Source organism: Xanthomonas bonasiae (assembly GCF_014836395.1).
Classification (GTDB): Bacteria; Pseudomonadota; Gammaproteobacteria; order Xanthomonadales; family Xanthomonadaceae; genus Xanthomonas_A; species Xanthomonas_A bonasiae.
The window spans coordinates 42,393-58,679 of sequence record NZ_JACSQX010000004.1; the positions used below are offsets into that span (position 1 = coordinate 42,393).

13 protein-coding genes are annotated in these 16,287 nt (G+C 69.8%); 3 read left to right on the forward strand and 10 right to left on the reverse strand.

Going from position 1 to position 16,287, the window contains the following annotated elements; genetic code table 11:
* Nucleotides 1-75: 75 nt before the first annotated feature.
* The 7 genes from trmD to ffh all read right to left on the reverse strand — a co-directional run bounded on the left by trmD (nt 76) and on the right by ffh (nt 6,070).
* Nucleotides 76-858 carry a tRNA (guanosine(37)-N1)-methyltransferase TrmD gene (gene trmD, locus H9658_RS07140; protein WP_191824871.1) on the reverse strand — a complete coding sequence of 261 codons (783 nt, stop codon included), beginning with the start codon at nt 856-858 and terminating at the stop codon, nt 76-78.
* A 74-nt stretch (nt 859-932) separates the two neighbouring features.
* The gene (gene rimM / locus H9658_RS07145) at nt 933-1,445 is read right to left on the reverse strand and encodes a ribosome maturation factor RimM (RefSeq protein WP_179570852.1); all 513 of its coding nucleotides are present in this window, start codon (nt 1,443-1,445) and stop codon (nt 933-935) included.
* A gap of 43 nt (nt 1,446-1,488) precedes the next feature.
* Nucleotides 1,489-1,749, reverse strand: a complete 261-nt coding sequence (rpsP, locus tag H9658_RS07150) for a 30S ribosomal protein S16 (RefSeq protein WP_179570851.1) — start codon at nt 1,747-1,749, stop codon at nt 1,489-1,491.
* A 96-nt stretch (nt 1,750-1,845) separates the two neighbouring features.
* Complete coding sequence (locus tag H9658_RS07155) at nt 1,846-2,646, reverse strand: aminotransferase class IV family protein (protein WP_191824872.1); 801 nt, start codon at nt 2,644-2,646, stop codon at nt 1,846-1,848.
* On the reverse strand, nt 2,643-3,707 hold the full coding sequence (locus tag H9658_RS07160; protein WP_191824873.1) for an NAD(P)H-dependent flavin oxidoreductase: 1,065 nt from the start codon (nt 3,705-3,707) through the stop codon (nt 2,643-2,645). Before H9658_RS07160 ends, H9658_RS07155 begins: the two co-directional genes overlap by 4 nt.
* Nucleotides 3,708-3,729: 22 nt before the next feature.
* Entirely contained in the window at nt 3,730-4,545 is an 816-nt protein-coding gene (locus H9658_RS07165) for a DUF2314 domain-containing protein (protein ID WP_191824874.1), read from the reverse strand.
* Nucleotides 4,546-4,690: 145 nt separating this feature from the next.
* Complete coding sequence (gene ffh, locus H9658_RS07170) at nt 4,691-6,070, reverse strand: signal recognition particle protein (RefSeq protein ID WP_179570848.1); 1,380 nt, start codon at nt 6,068-6,070, stop codon at nt 4,691-4,693.
* A 217-nt stretch (nt 6,071-6,287) separates the two neighbouring features.
* On the opposite strand from ffh, the gene H9658_RS07175 reads away from it, so the two are divergent.
* Nucleotides 6,288-7,082 carry a cytochrome C assembly family protein gene (locus H9658_RS07175; RefSeq protein WP_191824875.1) on the forward strand — a complete coding sequence of 265 codons (795 nt, stop codon included), beginning with the start codon at nt 6,288-6,290 and terminating at the stop codon, nt 7,080-7,082.
* Between the two features lie 146 nt (nt 7,083-7,228).
* Here H9658_RS07175 and H9658_RS07180 read toward each other — a convergent pair whose 3' ends face one another.
* Nucleotides 7,229-8,281 carry an aldose epimerase family protein gene (locus H9658_RS07180; RefSeq protein ID WP_191824876.1) on the reverse strand — a complete coding sequence of 351 codons (1,053 nt, stop codon included), beginning with the start codon at nt 8,279-8,281 and terminating at the stop codon, nt 7,229-7,231.
* Between the two features lie 534 nt (nt 8,282-8,815).
* On the opposite strand from H9658_RS07180, the gene H9658_RS07185 reads away from it, so the two are divergent.
* A complete protein-coding gene (locus H9658_RS07185) occupies nt 8,816-11,509 on the forward strand; it encodes a TonB-dependent receptor (protein ID WP_191824877.1) in 2,694 nt (897 codons plus the stop codon).
* Nucleotides 11,510-11,613: 104 nt separating this feature from the next.
* Complete coding sequence (locus H9658_RS07190; RefSeq protein ID WP_191824878.1) at nt 11,614-13,209, forward strand: alpha-N-arabinofuranosidase; 1,596 nt, start codon at nt 11,614-11,616, stop codon at nt 13,207-13,209.
* A 99-nt stretch (nt 13,210-13,308) separates the two neighbouring features.
* Here the strand turns inward: H9658_RS07190 and H9658_RS07195 are convergent, their stop codons facing one another.
* Both H9658_RS07195 and fusA read right to left on the reverse strand, forming a co-directional pair.
* Nucleotides 13,309-13,767, reverse strand: coding sequence for a hypothetical protein (locus H9658_RS07195; RefSeq protein ID WP_191824879.1), 459 nt, complete (start codon nt 13,765-13,767; stop codon nt 13,309-13,311).
* A 131-nt stretch (nt 13,768-13,898) separates the two neighbouring features.
* Nucleotides 13,899-15,962 (reverse strand): elongation factor G, encoded by a 2,064-nt coding sequence (gene fusA / locus H9658_RS07200; protein WP_191824880.1) that lies wholly within the window; start codon nt 15,960-15,962, stop codon nt 13,899-13,901.
* Nucleotides 15,963-16,287 lie beyond the last annotated feature (325 nt).

Consider the following 16,287-nt stretch of genomic DNA (forward strand, 5'->3'; position numbering starts at 1 on the left):
GCGATATACGGATGGGCCAAGCGCAGATGGCTAGGCCGGAAAGCCGGGCATTTTAACCCAGTCGTGCCGCCATGGCTAGGGCTTGGATGGATTTTCCTGCACGGGGACCGGATCGGCCTGCAGGCCCTGGCGGAATTCCTCCAGCAGGCGGCGGTCGGCCGCGCTCAGCGCCGCCTCGTCCAGCAGGTCCGGGCGCCGCAGCCAGGTCCGGCCCAGCGCCTGCATGCGCCGCCAGCGCGCGATCGCGGCATGGTTGCCGGAGCGCAGGATGGCCGGCACCTCGCCCAGCGCGTGTTCGCGCGGATGGGTGTAGTGCGGGCAGTCGAGCAGCCCGTTCGGGCCTTCGAAGCTGTCCTGGGCGGCGGACTCGGCATCGTTCAGCGCGCCCTCCTGCAGCCGGGTCACCGCATCGACCAGCACCGCCGCGGCCAGCTCGCCGCCGGACAGCACGTAGTCGCCGATCGAGAGTTCCTCGTCCACCGCGGCGGCGACGAAGCGCTCGTCCACCCCCTCGTAGCGTCCGCACAGCAGCACCAGCCGCGGCAAGGCCGCCAGCTGGCGGGCCTTGGCCTGGGTCAGCGGCGCGCCCTGCGGGCTCAGGTAGATGACCGGCGCCGGTTGCGGGTCGGCCTCGCGCACCGCCTGCAGGCAGGCCTGCAGCGGCTCGATCATCATCACCATGCCCGGGCCGCCGCCGAACGGGCGGTCGTCCACCTTGCGGTAGCCGCCGGTGGCGTAGTCGCGCGGGTTCCAGCCATGCAGCGCCAGCAGCGCGCGCTCCTGCGCACGCCCGACCACGCCGAACGCGGCGCACTGGGCGACGAATTCGGGGAACAGGCTGATGACGTCGATGCGCATGAGGCCGGGAATGGGGAGTCGAGAATGGGGAATGGGAACAGACAAGAGCGAAAGCGGCCGCATGGCCGCCTCGCTCAGAACTCGGGGTCCCAGTCGACCACGATCAGGTTGGCCTCGAAATCCACCGACTTGACGTAGTCCGGCTGCACGAACGGCAGCAGCCGCTCGCGGTCGCCGCGCACCACCAGCACGTCGTTGGCGCCGTTGGAGAACAGGTGCGAGACCTGGCCCAGGGCCACGCCGTCGACGGTGCGCACGTCCAGACCTTCCAGGTCCACCCAGTAGTATTCGTCGGGCTTGGGCGGCGGCAGGGTGTCGCGCGCCACGTAGATCTCGGTGCCGCGCAGCGCCTCGACCGCATCGCGATCGGTGACGTCGGGCAAGGTGACCACCAGATGCTTGCTGGATTCGCGGCCGCGCACCCCGCTGAGGGTGCTTTCGCTGCCGTCGGGCTTGCGCACGATCCAGGGCTGATAGCGAAAAATGGCGAGGCGCGGCTCGGTCCACGACTCGAGCTTGGCCTCGCCACGTACGCCGAAGGCGCCCAGGATCCTGCCCAGCAGGATACGGCGCTGGCTGTCTTTCATGGGTGCAAAAACCGAAGGGCCGCGCCAGGCGCGGCCCGCAGGATCAGGCCGCGGTGGCCTGGGCCTTGGTCGCTTCCTTGTACAGGTTGCGCACCTTGTCGGTCAGCTGCGCGCCATTGGACACCCAATGGTCAACGCGCGGCAGGTCGAGCACGATACGCGGCTCGGCGCCCTGCGCGACCGGGTTGTAATAGCCCAGGCGCTCGATGTTGCGGCCGTCGCGCGCGCTGCGCACGTCGGTGACGATGATGTGGTAGAAGGGGCGCTTCTTGGCGCCGCCACGGGTAAGGCGAATCTTGACCATGGTGAGTTTTCCGGTGTTGCCCAGTCGCCAGGATGGCGCGGTAAGCCGGCGATTATAGCGGGCGGGCGGAACGCTGCCAAGTCGCCCCCAGACCGGTCAGATGGCTTGCCAGGCCTGGGTCTCGACGGCGGCGTTCAGTATCCGCAACAGCTCCGCGGCCGGCCCCAGCGCCTGCCCGTCCACCGCGGCGATGGCCTGCTGGCCGCGCGCATTGCAGGCGAAGGCGGAAGCAAATCCGGCCAGTTCGCGCAGGTGCAGCGGCCGCACCTGCTGGGCGATGCCGAGCTTGGCCAGGCCGGCCTGCAGCAACCGCTCCTGGGTGCCGCGCAGGGCCGGCGCCTGCGGCCACACCACGCCCTGCCCGTCCCACGCACCCAGGTTCCAGATCGACCCCTCGGCGACCAGTCCTTGCGCATCGACGAATAGCGCATCGTCGAAGCCGGCCTGCAGCGCCAGCCGGCGTTGGTGGAACAAGGCGAACGTGCCGGCGTGCTTGATCTGCGGCAGTTCGCGCGCGAACGCAACGCTGCGCAGCCGCAATGGCGTGGGGTCCGCCTGCGCGGGCGCCGCCAGCGAGACCAGCAGTTCCGGCGTGCAGGCCGCATCGGCGCGGCGGAAATCAAAGTCGCGGGCGAACACGCTGGCGCGCAGCGACGCATCGCCGCTGCCGAATGCCTGCAGCGCCGCGCGCAACTCAGCGCGGATCCGAGCGGCCGGCAGTTCGCTGCCGAACAGCGTGCGGGTGGCCTCATCGAGCCGCTGCAGATGCAGGTCGAAGCCGCGCACCGCGCCGTCGCGGACCTGCATCGTGCTGAAGTGGCCGTAGTTGACCAGCGCCGGCGCGGCCAATGCCTCCGCGCTCGCCGGCCGTCCATTGCAGAACAGCCTCGCGCTCACAGCAGCGCCTGCGCCTGGTCCCACCAGCGCTCGAGCAGCGTCGCCGCCGGCTGCGCCGGCGCCATCCACGCCGACTGCCCGGCCCAGGCCTGCATCGCCGCCAGGCGGCCTTCGCGCACCGCGGCCTGGCGCATCGGCGCGGTCAGCCCGCGCTGCACCGGGTAGGGCCGCGGCGGCGGCGCCGTCGGCTCGGCGGCGGCGCGCACGTAGTCGGTGGCCAGCGCGCGACCGAGGCGGCCGGAAAAGGCGCGGGTCGGCACGGTCTGTTCCGGCTCGGCGCGTGCCAGCGCCTCGGCCCAGGCTGGCGCTAGCGCCGCCTCCGGGGTGCGCAGGAAGGCGGTGCCGATCTGTACCGCGCTGGCCCCCAGGGTCAGCGCCGCAGCGATGCCGCGGCCATCGGCGATGCCGCCGGCGGCGATCACCGGCACATCCAGCCGATCGGCCAGCCGCGGCAGCAACGCGAACAGCCCGGTCAGTTGCTGCTCGGCGCGCGCCGCATCGAACGCGCCGCGGTGGCCGCCGGCCTCCGCGCCCTGCGCGACCACTGCATCGGCGCCGGCCGCCTGCGCCGCCAGCGCCTCGTCCAGCGTGGTGGCACAGGCGAACCAGGCGATGCCGGCCTGCTTCAGCTGCGCGACGAAGGCGGGCGGGAACAGGCCCATGATCGAGGACGCCACCGCGGGACGCGCATCCAGCAGCGCGGCGCATTGCGCGTCGAAATCGGCTGGCCCGGCATCGCCGGCGGCAGCCTCGACCGGCGGCCCCCACTGCGCGAGGAACGCGCGCGTGGCCGCCTCGGCGGCGGCGTCGCGCAGCGGCGGCGGATCCGGCACCCACAGGTTGACCTGCGCCGGCCCATCGCTGTGGCGCCGAAACGCGTCCATCCAGGCGCCGATGTCCGCGACCGAGGACAGCACCGCACCCATCGCACCCATGCCGCCGGCCTGCGCGACCGCCACCGACAGCGGCACCGGGCAGGCGCCGGCCATCGGCGCCAGCAGGATCGGTACGCGCAACCGGTAGCGCTGGCAAAAGTCCGATGCGCGCGTGCGTGTCACCAAGGACGCCGCCGAAGGCCTCACGTCAGCCCGCCTGTTGCAGCAGTTGCATGATCCGCGGCCACTGCATCTGCTGCGCCAGCTCCAGCGCCGTGCGTCCCAGCGGGTTGCGCAGCGACGGATCCGCGCCGTGCTGCAACAGCATCGCCACCGGCTGGTAGTTGCCGGCCAGCGCGTCGCGCTGCAGCAGCGTCCAGCCCTGCTCGTCGAGCACGTGCACCGCATCGGGGCGGCCGCGCAGGTCTTCGTCGATGCGCGGACCCATGTTCTCGCTCATCGGGTGCTCGCGCAGCGACAGCGCCTCGGCATCGTCCTCGGCGCCGTCGTTGCGACCGAGCATACCGGCGAACAGCCCGCGCTTCGGCGCCGGCACCAGCCGCACCTGCCCGGGCGCACCGAATTCCAGGCCCCAGGCGGCGTCGTGCTCGGCGCGCTCGGCGGCCGACATGCCGCGACGCAGCGCATCGATGGTGTAGCCGCCATAGACCTTGCCGTCGATGACGTACATCCAGTCCTCCAGCTCCGCGACCGGAGCGGCGACCGCGGCGCCGGCCTGCAACGCAGCGATGTGGTCCGGATCGTTGAGCAGGGTGCCGGAGACGGTGTGCCCGTCGAACTGCACGTCGCCGACCCACATGTGTTCGACCGATGGCACGCCTTGGTCGGTGGCATCGGTCGCGAACGCCAGCTTCACCGCCGCCATGTCCAGTCCCGGCACGATGCGCCGGTATTCCCAGGACATCTCGCGCCAGAAGAACTTGAAGGTGCCGCGCGCGGCGACGTACGCCGCCTGCATCGCGGCGTCTTCGCCGCCCACGGAATAGGCTGAATCCTCACTCATCGCACTGATTTCCTCGTCGAGAACAGATCGCAGTCGACGCGCTCGCGGCGCCGCGACGGTCCGCCGCGAGCGCAGGAGCGCACGGCGCGACCGGGGATGCCGCGGCTCAGGAGCGCTGCGCGCACGCAGCGCATGCGCACCGGCCTCAGCGGAACGGCAGGCCGCCGCGTCCGCCCATGCCGCCCATCATGCCCTTCATGCCGCGCATCAGGCCCTTCATGCCGCCGCCGGCCATCTTCGACATCATCTTTTCCATTTGCTGGAACTGCTTCATCAGCTTGTTGACGTCGGCCGGCTGGGTGCCGGAACCGCGCGCGATGCGGGCGCGGCGCGAGCCGTTGAGCAGGGTCGGATTGCGCCGCTCCTTCTTGGTCATCGAGCCGATGATCGCGATCATCCGCGGCACGTCCTTGTTGCCGGCGACCTGCTGCTTGAGGTGCTCGGGGATCTGGCCCATGCCCGGCAGCTTGTCCATCAGCCCGGAAATGCCGCCCATGTTCTGCATCTGCTCGAGCTGGTCGCGCATGTCGTTGAGGTCGAACTTCTTGCCCTTGGCGACCTTCTCGGCGAGCTTCTGCGCCTTGTCCTTGTCGACCTGGTGCTCGACCTGCTCGACCAGCGACAGCACGTCGCCCATGTCCAGGATGCGGCTGGCCAGGCGGTCGGGATGGAATACGTCCAGGCCGTCGGGCTTCTCGCCCACGCCGATGAACTTGATCGGCTTGCCGGTGATGTAGCGCACGCTCAGCGCGGCGCCGCCGCGGGCGTCGCCGTCGGTCTTGGTCAGCACCACGCCGGTCAGCGGCAGCGCTTCGCTGAACGCCTTGGCGGTGTTGGCCGCGTCCTGGCCGGTCATCGCATCGACCACGAACAGGGTTTCGGCCGGGTTGATCGCGGCGTGCAGCGCCTTGATCTCGGTCATCATCGCCGCGTCGATGGCGAGGCGGCCGGCGGTGTCGACCAGCAGCACGTCGACGAAGGACTTGCGCGCGTCGGCGATCGCGGCGCGGACGATGTCCACCGGCTGCTGCGAGGCCTCGGACGGGAAGAACAGCACCCCGACCTGCTCGGCCAGGGTCTTGAGCTGCTCGATCGCGGCCGGACGGTAGACGTCGGCGGAGACCACCATCACCTTCTTCTTGCGCTTTTCCTTCAGGTGCTTGGCCAGTTTGCCGACCGTGGTGGTCTTGCCCGCGCCCTGCAGGCCGGCCATCAGCACGATCGCCGGCGCCGGCACGTTGAGGTTGAGGTCGCTGGCGGCCGAGCCCATCACCGTGGTCAGCTCGTCGCGCACGACCTTGATCAGCGCCTGGCCCGGGGTCAGGCTCTTGAGCACTTCCTGGCCGACCGCGCGCACCTTGATGCGCTCGATCAGCGCCTGCACCACCGGCAGCGCGACGTCGGCCTCGAGCAGCGCGATGCGCACTTCGCGGGTGGCTTCGCGGATGTTCTCCTCGGTCAGGCGGCCGCGGCCGCGCAGGCGCTGCATGGTGCCGGAGAGGCGTTGGGTGAGGGATTCGAACATGCGGGCGGGTCGCAGACGGGAAACGGTCGTCGATTATAGCCGCGCCGGCCGGCGATCCCGGAGGCCGCCCCGCCCTGGCGCCGCCGCCTGCCGGCTTCCTCGCGGTGCCGCCGATGCCGTCGCGCATGGCGCGCTGCCGTGGGCGCGGCGCGAGCGGGTGCGTCCGATCGACCGGGCCGCCGCCACGAGCGCGGGCCCGATATGCGAAACTGGCGCGATGCTCCTGATCCTCGTCGCGACCCTGCTGTACCTGACCGCTACCGGCCTGCTGGTCGGCTCGGTGGTGCGCGACCGGGTCGAACGCAGCCGCGCCTGGCTGTGGGCGGCGCTGCCGGCGGTGGCGCTGCATGCGGGCTATCACGTGGAAGTCGCGCTGCACACCGCCGGCGGGCCGGACATGCACTTCTTCGCCGCGCTGTCGCTGGTCAGCCTGGGCATGGCGCTGATGACCGCGCTGGTCGGCGCCAGCGGCCGCATGGCGGCGCTGGGCGTGGTGGTGTTCCCGCTGTCGGCGGCGCTGCTGCTGGCCTACCACTCGCACGGCCACGAACCGGCACCGCTGCTGGACTGGCGGCTGCAGCTGCATGCGTGGATGGCGCTGCTGGCCTACGCCACGCTGGGCATCGCCGCGCTGCTGGCGGTGATGCTGTGGCTGCAGGAGCGCGCGCTGCGCCGCCGCGATTTCCACCCGTGGCTGCGCGCGCTGCCGCCGCTGACCGCGCTGGAGACGCTGCTGTTCCGCACCATCGTGGTCGGCTTCATCCTGCTGACCCTGACCCTGCTGACCGGGGTGCTGTTCGTGCAGGATTTCCTGGCGCAGCGGCTGGTGCAGAAGACCGTGCTCAGCGTGCTGTCGTGGATCGTGTTCGGCGCGCTGCTGTTCGGCCGCTGGCGCTATGGCTGGCGCGGGATCAAGGCGGTGCACTGGACGCTGGCGGCGATGCTGTTGCTGCTGCTGGCGTTCTTCGGCAGCAAGTTCGTGATCGAACTGGTGCTCGGGCATCCGCAGTAGCGGCTGGGATGCGCGATGCATCCTGTGTAGGAGCGGCTTCAGCCGCGACAGAATGTTTCCGCAGCTGACATTCCTCGGCGCCCGGTCGCGGCTGAAGCCGCTCTACAGGAATCGCGCTATCTGCCCGCGGCGATCTGCATCGCAGCTCAGTCTGCCAGCGCCGCCTCCACAGCCTCCCAATCGGCATCCGCGCCGACCTCGGCGAAGCGGTATTCGATGCGGTGCCGGTAGACCTGGCCGGGACGCAGGATGGTATCGGGAAAGCCCGGCTGGTTCGGCGCATCCGGATAGCCCTGCGGCTCCAGGCACACGCCGCGGCCCAGGCCCGGATGCTGGCGGTCCAGCCAATGCCCTTCGTACAGTTGCAGCGCCGGCATCGCGCTGGCGATGCGCATGGCCACGCCGCTGTGCGGCGAATACAGGATGGCGCTGCAGTCGCGCGCCTGCGCCAGCACCAGGCAATGGTCGTAGCCGCCGCTCAGGCGCAGCTGCGGATCGGCGGCACTGTCCTTGTCGGCGATCGCGCGCGGCGTGCGGAAGTCGAATGGGGTGCCGGCCACACCGGCGATCTCGCCGCTCGGCAGCAGCGCCGCGTCGGCCACCGGCAGGTAACGGTCGGCCGGCACCCGCAGCCACTGCGCGGCAGCCGCCACGCTGGCATCGCCGGCCAGGTTGAAGTACGGATGATGGGTGAGATTGAGCGGGGTCGGCGCATCGGTCTGCGCGGCGAACTGCAGTTCCAGGGTGCGGCCATGCAGCTTGAACTCGGCGCTGACCTGCAGGTTGCCCGGATAGCCTTCCTCGCCGGCCGGCGAGTCGTAGTGCAATTGCAGGCTGCGCTCGGTCTGCGCCTGCAGCGACCACACCCGGCGCCCGAATCCGCATGCGCCGCCATGCAGATGATTGGCGCCCTCGTTGGCGCTGAGCGCGTAGCGCTGCCCGTCCACGCTGAAGGCCGACCCGGCGATGCGGTTGCCGAAGCGGCCGACCAGCACGCCGAGATAGGCCGGGTCGTGCAGGTACGCATCCAGCGTCGGCAGGCCGAGGACCAATTCGGTGCGGCCACGCGCGGTGTCCAGGCTGAGGCTGCGCAGCAGGCCGCCATAGGTCAGCAGTTCCGCGCGCAGGCCCGCGCCGCTGTCCAGAACCACGCGTTGGATGGCGGTACCGTCGGGAAGCTGGCCGAAGATCGATGACATGCAGAGGTCCTGGTTGGGTGAGCGCGCGTTCCACGCGTGCCGCGCAGCATAACCAGCGCAGCCGGTCGCAAGCCATCGCCGCGTCCTTGGCCACGGCGACGCTGGGACCCGTCGCGTGGACGCAGGCGCGTTGCGTGCAGCGACGGCACGCGCTCGCCGCGTCGAGCGTCAGCGAAAAATCTGCGGCATTGCAGCATTGCAATCCCCATATCGATAAGTCGATTTAAATCATTAGTCGGTTATTCGTCGCTCCTCTATTCTCCGCTCGCTGAACCTGGATGGGCACGCCCGTGATCCCCGCCGCGACTGCGCCGCAGCCGAGCGTGGGGACTGCGCCCCCTTGCACCTGCCTTCCTGGCGCAACGCGTCGGGCCATCGCGATGTGGCCCGACGCGCGCTCTGCGCATGCACCCAGTCGCACCACTCGGAATGGCCTTGCCACGGCATCGCCAGTCCCGCACACCGAAGGCGACCGCACTGCATCGCGGCGCCATCGCGCCATCGTCCGCACGACTCTGGGAGGAGTTACCTGCGATGAAGATCGTGACCACGAACCGCCGGCCCACGCCGCGTCCCTTGCCGCATGCGCTGGCTGCGGCGCTGAGCCTGATCCTGGCCGCGGGCAGCGCCGCCGCGCAGCAGACCGAACCGGGCTCGGACGCTTCGGCCGCCGACACCGCACAAGCCGCGAGCGGCGCTCAGGCGCCGACGCAGCTGGACACGGTCGAGGTCAAGGGCGTGCGCGGCAGCATCGCCAGTGCTATCGCGCTGAAGCAGAACAGCACCCAGATCACCGACTCGATCGTGGCCGAGGACGTGGGCAAGCTGCCGGACAACAGCGTGGCCGCGGCGCTGCAGCGGGTCACCGGGGTGCAGGTGGCGCGCAGCGCCGGCGAAGTGAGCACGGTGCTGGTGCGCGGCCTGCCGGACGTGGTGACCACGCTCAACGGCCGCAACGTGTTCACCACCACCGGCCGCAGCATGACCCTGGCCGACATTCCTGCCGACCTGCTGCAGCGCGTGGACGTGTACAAGACCAGCGGCGCGGAAAACATCGAGGGCGGTATCGGCGGCTTGATCGACGTGCGCCTGCGGCGGCCGTTCGACTTCCAGAACGACTGGACCCTGGCCGGCAGCGCACGCGCGTTGTACAGCCGCAACTCCGGCGAAGCCGACCCCAACGGCAGCCTGACCGCGAACAAGTTGTGGCACACCGATGCCGGCAAGTTGGGGGTGATGGGCAGCGTCTCCTACCAGTCCCAGCAATATCAGGAAAGCAATACCTTCAACGGCACCTACACGCTGAAGGACAACCCGGCCAATCCCGGCGAGCAGATCTACGTTCCCGATACCATCGGCTCGATCTACACCATCGGCGACCGCGACCGCCGCTCGGCCAATCTGACCTTGCAGTGGGCGCCGAACGAGAACACCGAGCTGTACTTCGAGAATTTCTACGTCGGCTACCGCAACGATTCGCAGGTCAACTTCTGGATCCCGCTGCCGACCCTGGTCAACGCCGACAACGTGGTCAGCGTGACCACCAAGCCGGGCACCAACGTCGCCCAGAGCATCACCGCGCGCGACCTGTTCACGCTGACCAGCAACCAGGCCTACGCCAACACCTCCGACACCTACCAGAGCGCGATCGGCGGCAGCTGGAAGGGCGAACGCCTGAGCCTGTCCACCGATCTGGCCTATACCTACAGCAAGGCCGACAACCGCAGCTTCATCCTCGATACCGCATTCATCGCACCATCGATCACGATGAACTTCGACAACAAGGGCGCCTCCGACGCGCGGGTCAGCAACGCCGACGGCAGCGCCTACGGCGTCGCCGACGCGTCCAACTACTGGCTGCACCAGTACTACGACGCGTGGAGCCGGCAGGAAGGCAAGGACTGGTCGTGGAAGGGCGACGGCAGCTTCAGGCTCGACGCCGGCCCGCTCGCCGCGCTGGACTTCGGCTTCCGCGCCAGCCGCCGCGAGGCGAAGAACGTCGCCGCCGATACCGGCGGGCGCACCAACATCAGCGGCGGCACCGTGTTCGTCGACGACCTGGCCGGCCTGGCCTCGACCACGCCGAGCAACTTGCTCAACGGCGAACGTTCGGTGTCGACCTCGCAGTGGATGGTGGCCGACCGCGACTACCTGCTCGCCAACGCAGGACTGATCCGCGCGGCGATGGGCTACGACGCCGCGGCGCCGACCGCGAGTCCCTCGCTGTACTTCGACGACAAGGAAGACAGCTACGCGGCCTACCTGCAGGCCCGCTACTCCACCAGCGTGGGCGGCATGAACCTGGATGGCGCGGTCGGGGTGCGGGCGGTGAAGCTGGACGCGCAATTGCAAGGCACCCAGATCGTCGATGGCGCCAACTCGCCGGTCAGCATCGACAAGAGCGACACCGAACTGCTGCCCAGCTTCAGCGCCAACCTGTCGATCCGCGACGACCTGCTGCTGCGCGCCTCGTACGGCAAGTCGATCACCCGCGCCAGCTTCAGCGCGCTCAATCCGCAGCTGTCGCTCTACCAGGCCACCGCCACCGTGCCGGCGACCGGCAGCGGCGGCAATCCGGATCTGAATCCGGTCAAATCGGAGAACCTGGACCTGTCGCTGGAATGGTATTTCCGCCCCGGCTCGCTGCTGTCGGCGGCGGCGTTCTACCGCCGCATCGACGGCTACATCCAGACCTACGCCAGCGACGAAGTCATCAACGGGGTGACCTACTCGGTGAGCCGCCCGCGCAATACCGGCGACGGCACGCTGAAGGGCATCGAGCTTGCCTACACCCAGTTCTACGATTTCCTGCCCGGCTGGCTGTCCGGCTTCGGCACCCAGCTCAACGCCACCTTCATCGATGCGCAGACCGAGTCGCCCAGCGGGCAGATGCAGGACCTGGTCAACGTCTCCGACCGCGCCTACAACGCCGTGCTGATCTACCAGAAGGGCGCCTTCTCCAGCCGCCTGGCCTACAACTGGCGCAGCGAATACGCGCTCAGCTACACCGCCAGCGGCGACCAGCCGCAGTCGATCTACGTGGCGCCGACCGACTCGCTGGATTTCGCGATGAACTACGACATCGACGACGCCATGACCGTATCGCTGGAGGCGACCAACCTGCTCGGCCAGGTCACCCGCAACTACTTCGGCGATTCGTACCGCTTCCCGCGCGACATCGGGGTCGCGGAGCGCACCTTCAGCCTGGGATTGCGCTTCCGCTTCTGAGACCCGCGCAGCGCTGTGGCGCCCACCCGCCACGGTCGCATGCGACCATCACCGACGCGGCGCCCGTGCACGGATGCGCCGCCCCTGCCCACTAGGAGACACCGATGCTCTCGACCCGTTCATTGAAGAATGCCGCGATACGCTGGCGGCGGCGCCTGCCGCTGGCCGCGGCGATGGCGGCGCTGACGCTCTGCGCCGGCCTGGCGCAGGCAGCCGACGTCGAGGTGCGTGGCACGCTGCGCGCCGACCAGCCCGGCGCGCAGGTGTCGCGCAACATCTTCGGCCAGTTCGCAGAACACCTCGGCACCGGCATCTATGGCGGCCTGTGGGTCGGCCCGGATTCCAAGATCCCCAATACCCGCGGCTACCGCAACGACGTGGTCGCCGCGCTGAAGGATCTGCAGATTCCGAACGTGCGCTGGCCGGGCGGATGCTTCGCCGACGAATACCACTGGCGCGACGGCATCGGCCCGCGCGCCAAGCGCCCGACCAGCATCAACACCCACTGGGGCGGCGTCGAGGAACCCAACAGCTTCGGCACCCACGAATTCATGGACTTCGTCGAGCTGATCGGCAGCGAAGCCTACGTGGCCGGCAACGTCGGCAATGCCGCGCCGGACGAGATGGCGCAGTGGGTCGAGTACATGACCGGCCCGGCCGGATCGACGCTGGCGAAGGAGCGCATCGGCAACGGCCGCCAGCAACCGTGGAAGGTGCCGTACTTCGGCGTCGGCAACGAACTGTGGGGCTGCGGCGGCAACATGCGCGTGGAATATGCCGCCGACGTGTACCGCCGCTACCAGACCTTCGTCAAGGCGCCGGCCGGCGCCACCATCCTGAAGATCGCCCCAGGACCCAACAACGACGACTATCACTGGACCGAGGTGATGATGCGCGAGGCCACCAAGTTCATGGACGGCCTGAGCCTGCACTACTACACCCTGCCCGGCGGCGGCTGGCCGCCGCGCGCCTCGTCCACCGACTTCGACGAGACCCTGTGGATCGAGACGCTGTCGCGCACGCTGCGCATGGACGAACTGATCACCAAGCACAGCGCGGTGATGGACAAGTACGACCCGGAAAAGAAAGTGGCGTTGGTGGTGGACGAATGGGGCACCTGGTACGCCGGCCTGCCCGGCTCCAACCCCGGCTTCCTGCACCAGCAGAACACGCTGCGCGACGCGCTGGTGGCCTCGATCAATCTGGACATCTTCACCGCGCACGCCGAGCGCGTGCGCATGGCCAACATCGCGCAGATGATCAACGTGCTGCAGGCGATGATCCTCACCGACGGCGACAAGATGCTGCTGACGCCGACCTACCACGTGTTCATGATGTACAAGCCGTACCAGGACGCCACCTATCTGCCGCTGCAGATCAAGACGCCCGACTACAAGCACGATCAGTACACCGTGCCGGCCGTGCACGGCTCGGCGGTGAAGGCCAAGGACGGGCATGTCTACGTGGCGCTGACCAACCTGGACCCGAACCGCGAAGCAGAGGTTTCGGTGCAGGTCAGCGGCGCGCAGGCCACGCGCGTCAGCGGCCAGATCCTGACCGCGCCGAAGATGACCGCGCTCAACAGCTTCGAACAGCCGCAGGCGGTGAAGCCGACCGCCTTCGGCGGCGCCAGCCTGCAAGGCGGCACGCTGAAGGTGGCGTTGCCGGCCAAGGCGATCGTGATGCTGAAACTGCAGTAGTCGCCGGACGCCACCGCGCCATCCCCTCCCGCTGTAGGCGCGGGCAGGTCGTCCGAACCGCGCCGACGCAGGTCGGCGTGGTTTTTTTATGCGCGGCGCCTATTCCGACGCATCGGACAGCCGCGCGAACAGCGATTCGCCGGCCGGCGAGATCAGGTCGCTGACCGCCCAGCAGCCGTTGCCGCGGCGCTGCAGTTCGATCTTCACCGTGCCGGTGCCACCGAGCGCGCGTCGATAGTCCATCCGCACCTCCAGCACGGTGGCCAGGGAGCCGCCGGACACCAGGGTGAAGCGTGGCGCGCCCTCGATGGCGCCCTGCGCATCGGTCCACGGATCGTAGCCCAGGCGGCAGGCGCCCTTGCGCTTGGTGCAGCCGAGCCCCGCCTCGACCGCATGGGCGAAGGACGGCGTCAACAACCCGTCCAGGTTCTGCGGCCGCCGATAGAAATCGCGCGCCTGGTACAGCTTCTCGGCCACCTGCAGCGGCGTCGCGCACGGTGGCGCCTGCGCCGCGGCAAGCGCAGGCAGAAAGGCGAGGATGGCGAACAGTCGACGCATGCACGGCTCCGGTGTGGGGGGCGCCTATGAAGCCCGGATCGCGGCGCGCGTGCAAGCGCCGGGCAAAAAAAGAGGAGCCGGCGAACCGGCTCCTCGACCTCATGCAGCTTCTCTTCGGCAGGCGAGCCGACTCATGCCGCCCTGACCGCCGCGTAGCCGTCGAAGGTCATGCTGGCCGACGCGCGGCCCTGGGTCAGCGAACGCAACGCGGTGGTGTAGGCCTGCAGTTGCGCCAGCGGCGCCTGCGCGATCACGTCGGCACGCGCGCCGCGCTCCTCGATCGCCACCACGCGTCCATCGCGCCGTTGCAGATCGCCGAGCACGTCGCCGACGCTGGCGGCGGGGGTGTCGATCGCCAACGCCATCACCGGCTCCAGCAGCAGCGTGCCGGCCTGCGCCAGCGCTGCCTTCACCGCGTCCGCCGCCGCGCGCTGGAACGCGATGTCCGACGAATCCACCGCATGCGCCTGGCCATCGACCAGCACCACCTCCACGCCGAGCACCGGGTAGCCGCGCGGACCTTGCGCCAGCGCCGCACGCACGCCCTTCTCGGTCGCGGCGACGAAGGCCTTCGGCACCACGCCGCCGCGGCTGCGGTCGGCGAAGACCACCTCGCCGTCCGTGCGCGGCACCAGGTCCAGCACCACCTGCGCGAACTGGCCATGGCCGCCGTTCTGCTTGGACAGCCGCCCGACCACGCCCAGCGCCGCGGCGCGCAGCGTTTCCTGGTAGGCCACGCGCGGCGCGCCAGTGCGCACGTCCACCTGCCACTCGCTGCGCAGGCGCTCCACCATCACTTCCAGGTGCAGCTCGCCCATGCCCCAGACCAGGGTTTCGCCGGTCTCGGCATCGCTGTCGACGCGGAACGAGGGATCTTCCTGCGCCAGCCGCGCCAGTCCCTGCCCCATCCGCACCAACTCCGCGGCATTGGCCGCGCCCAGCCGCCATGCCAGCACCGGCGGCTGCGTGCGGATGCTTTCCAGCACCCAGTGCGTGTCAGCGCCGCTGAGCGTCTCGCCGCTGGCCGCGTCCTTCCAGCCGAGGATGGCCACGATCTCGCCGGCAACGGCCTGCGCCACGTCGTGGGTGCGCTGCGCCTGCACCACCGCCAGCCGCCCGACCCGGCGCAGACGCCGCGCCTGCGACGTCCACACCGTATCGCCGACGCGCAGGGTGCCCGCATACACGCGCACGAACGCCAGCGGCCCCTGCGCGGTATGCGCGACCTTGAACACCAGCGCCGCCAGCGGGCCGGATGGATCCGGCGCCAGTTGCGCGGCGTGCCCGATGTCGGTGCCGCCGACGTCGTCCGCGTCGCGCGTCGCCGCCACCGGCGGGCGGTCCAGCGGCGACGGCAACCAGTCGACGATCGCATCCAGCAACGGCTCGATGCCCTTGCTCTTGAACGCCGAGCCGGCCAGCACCGGCACGCCGGCACCGGCCAGGGTGGCGCGGCGCAGCGCGGCGCGCAGTGCGTCCTCGTCGATCGCACGCTCTTCCAGATAGGCCTGTGCCAGCGCGTCGTCGTGCTCGGCCACCGCGGCGATCAGCTGCTCGCGCGCAGCGGCGAACGCGGCCGCGTCCTGCGAGTTCCAGGCGCGCGCGCTCATGCGTCCGTCGCCGTCCCAGGCGAGCACGCGGCGGCCGACCAGATCGACCCAGCCGTCGAAGCCGGAGTCGCCCGGCAGCGGCACGCCGACCGCCCACACCGTGGCGTCGAGCTTGCTGCGCAGCTGCGCCAGCACGCCCTCGAAGGAGGCGCCGGTGCGGTCCATCTTGTTGACGAAGGCGAGCAGCGGCACGCCGTGCCGGCGCGCCTGGCGCCACACGGTTTCCGATTGCGGCTGCACGCCGTCGACCGCGGAGAACACCGCGACCGCGCCGTCGAGCACGCGCAGCGAGCGTTCCACCTCGATCGCGAAATCGATGTGCCCGGGAGTGTCGATCAGGGTGAGCCGATGCGCCGGCTGCCCGCGCGGCGCCCACTGCGCCTGCACCGCGGCCGCGCCGATGGTGATGCCGCGGGCGCGTTCGATGTCGGAGAAGTCGGTGGTGGCGGCGCCGTCGTGGACTTCGCCGACGCGATGGATCGCGCCGGTGACCCACAACAGGCGTTCGGTGAGGGTGGTCTTGCCGGCGTCGATGTGGGCGATGATGCCGAGGTTGCGCCAGCGGGAAAGGGTTTGGGTGTTCATAGAATGGATTCCAGTGCCAACACGGGGAGGCCGCATGCCCCGGTTGGCGCGTGGGCATGCGGCTAGGTTTCGGGTTCGGCGGCGTGGTGCATGGCACGTTCTCCTTCGCGTCGGTTCGGTGAAGTGGAAAGCTGAAAAAAGGCAATAAAAAAGCACCCATCGGGTGCTTGTCTGCGGCGGATCGGCGGCGGCGGAGCGCTACGGCTCGGCTCGTTCCATCCCGTCAGGCAGGCGCACCCGGCCCGCGCTGGCGCGCAGGGCCTTGGTCGGCAGTATCAGTAGCGGTGCGTGCGGCATGGGATGGCGGACGATACGGTGAATGAGG

Coding starts and splice junctions, on each gene's coding strand:
- H9658_RS07165 (WP_191824874.1), bottom strand. CDS start 4,545: ATGAGTGAGGATTCAGCCTATTCCGTGGGCGGCGAAGACGCCGCGATG.
- H9658_RS07190 (WP_191824878.1), top strand. CDS start 11,614: ATGCTCTCGACCCGTTCATTGAAGAATGCCGCGATACGCTGGCGGCGG.
- trmD (WP_191824871.1), bottom strand. CDS start 858: ATGCGCATCGACGTCATCAGCCTGTTCCCCGAATTCGTCGCCCAGTGC.
- rpsP (WP_179570851.1), bottom strand. CDS start 1,749: ATGGTCAAGATTCGCCTTACCCGTGGCGGCGCCAAGAAGCGCCCCTTC.
- rimM (WP_179570852.1), bottom strand. CDS start 1,445: ATGAAAGACAGCCAGCGCCGTATCCTGCTGGGCAGGATCCTGGGCGCC.
- H9658_RS07185 (WP_191824877.1), top strand. CDS start 8,816: ATGAAGATCGTGACCACGAACCGCCGGCCCACGCCGCGTCCCTTGCCG.
- H9658_RS07195 (WP_191824879.1), bottom strand. CDS start 13,767: ATGCGTCGACTGTTCGCCATCCTCGCCTTTCTGCCTGCGCTTGCCGCG.
- H9658_RS07175 (WP_191824875.1), top strand. CDS start 6,288: ATGCTCCTGATCCTCGTCGCGACCCTGCTGTACCTGACCGCTACCGGC.
- H9658_RS07180 (WP_191824876.1), bottom strand. CDS start 8,281: ATGTCATCGATCTTCGGCCAGCTTCCCGACGGTACCGCCATCCAACGC.
- fusA (WP_191824880.1), bottom strand. CDS start 15,962: ATGAACACCCAAACCCTTTCCCGCTGGCGCAACCTCGGCATCATCGCC.
- ffh (WP_179570848.1), bottom strand. CDS start 6,070: ATGTTCGAATCCCTCACCCAACGCCTCTCCGGCACCATGCAGCGCCTG.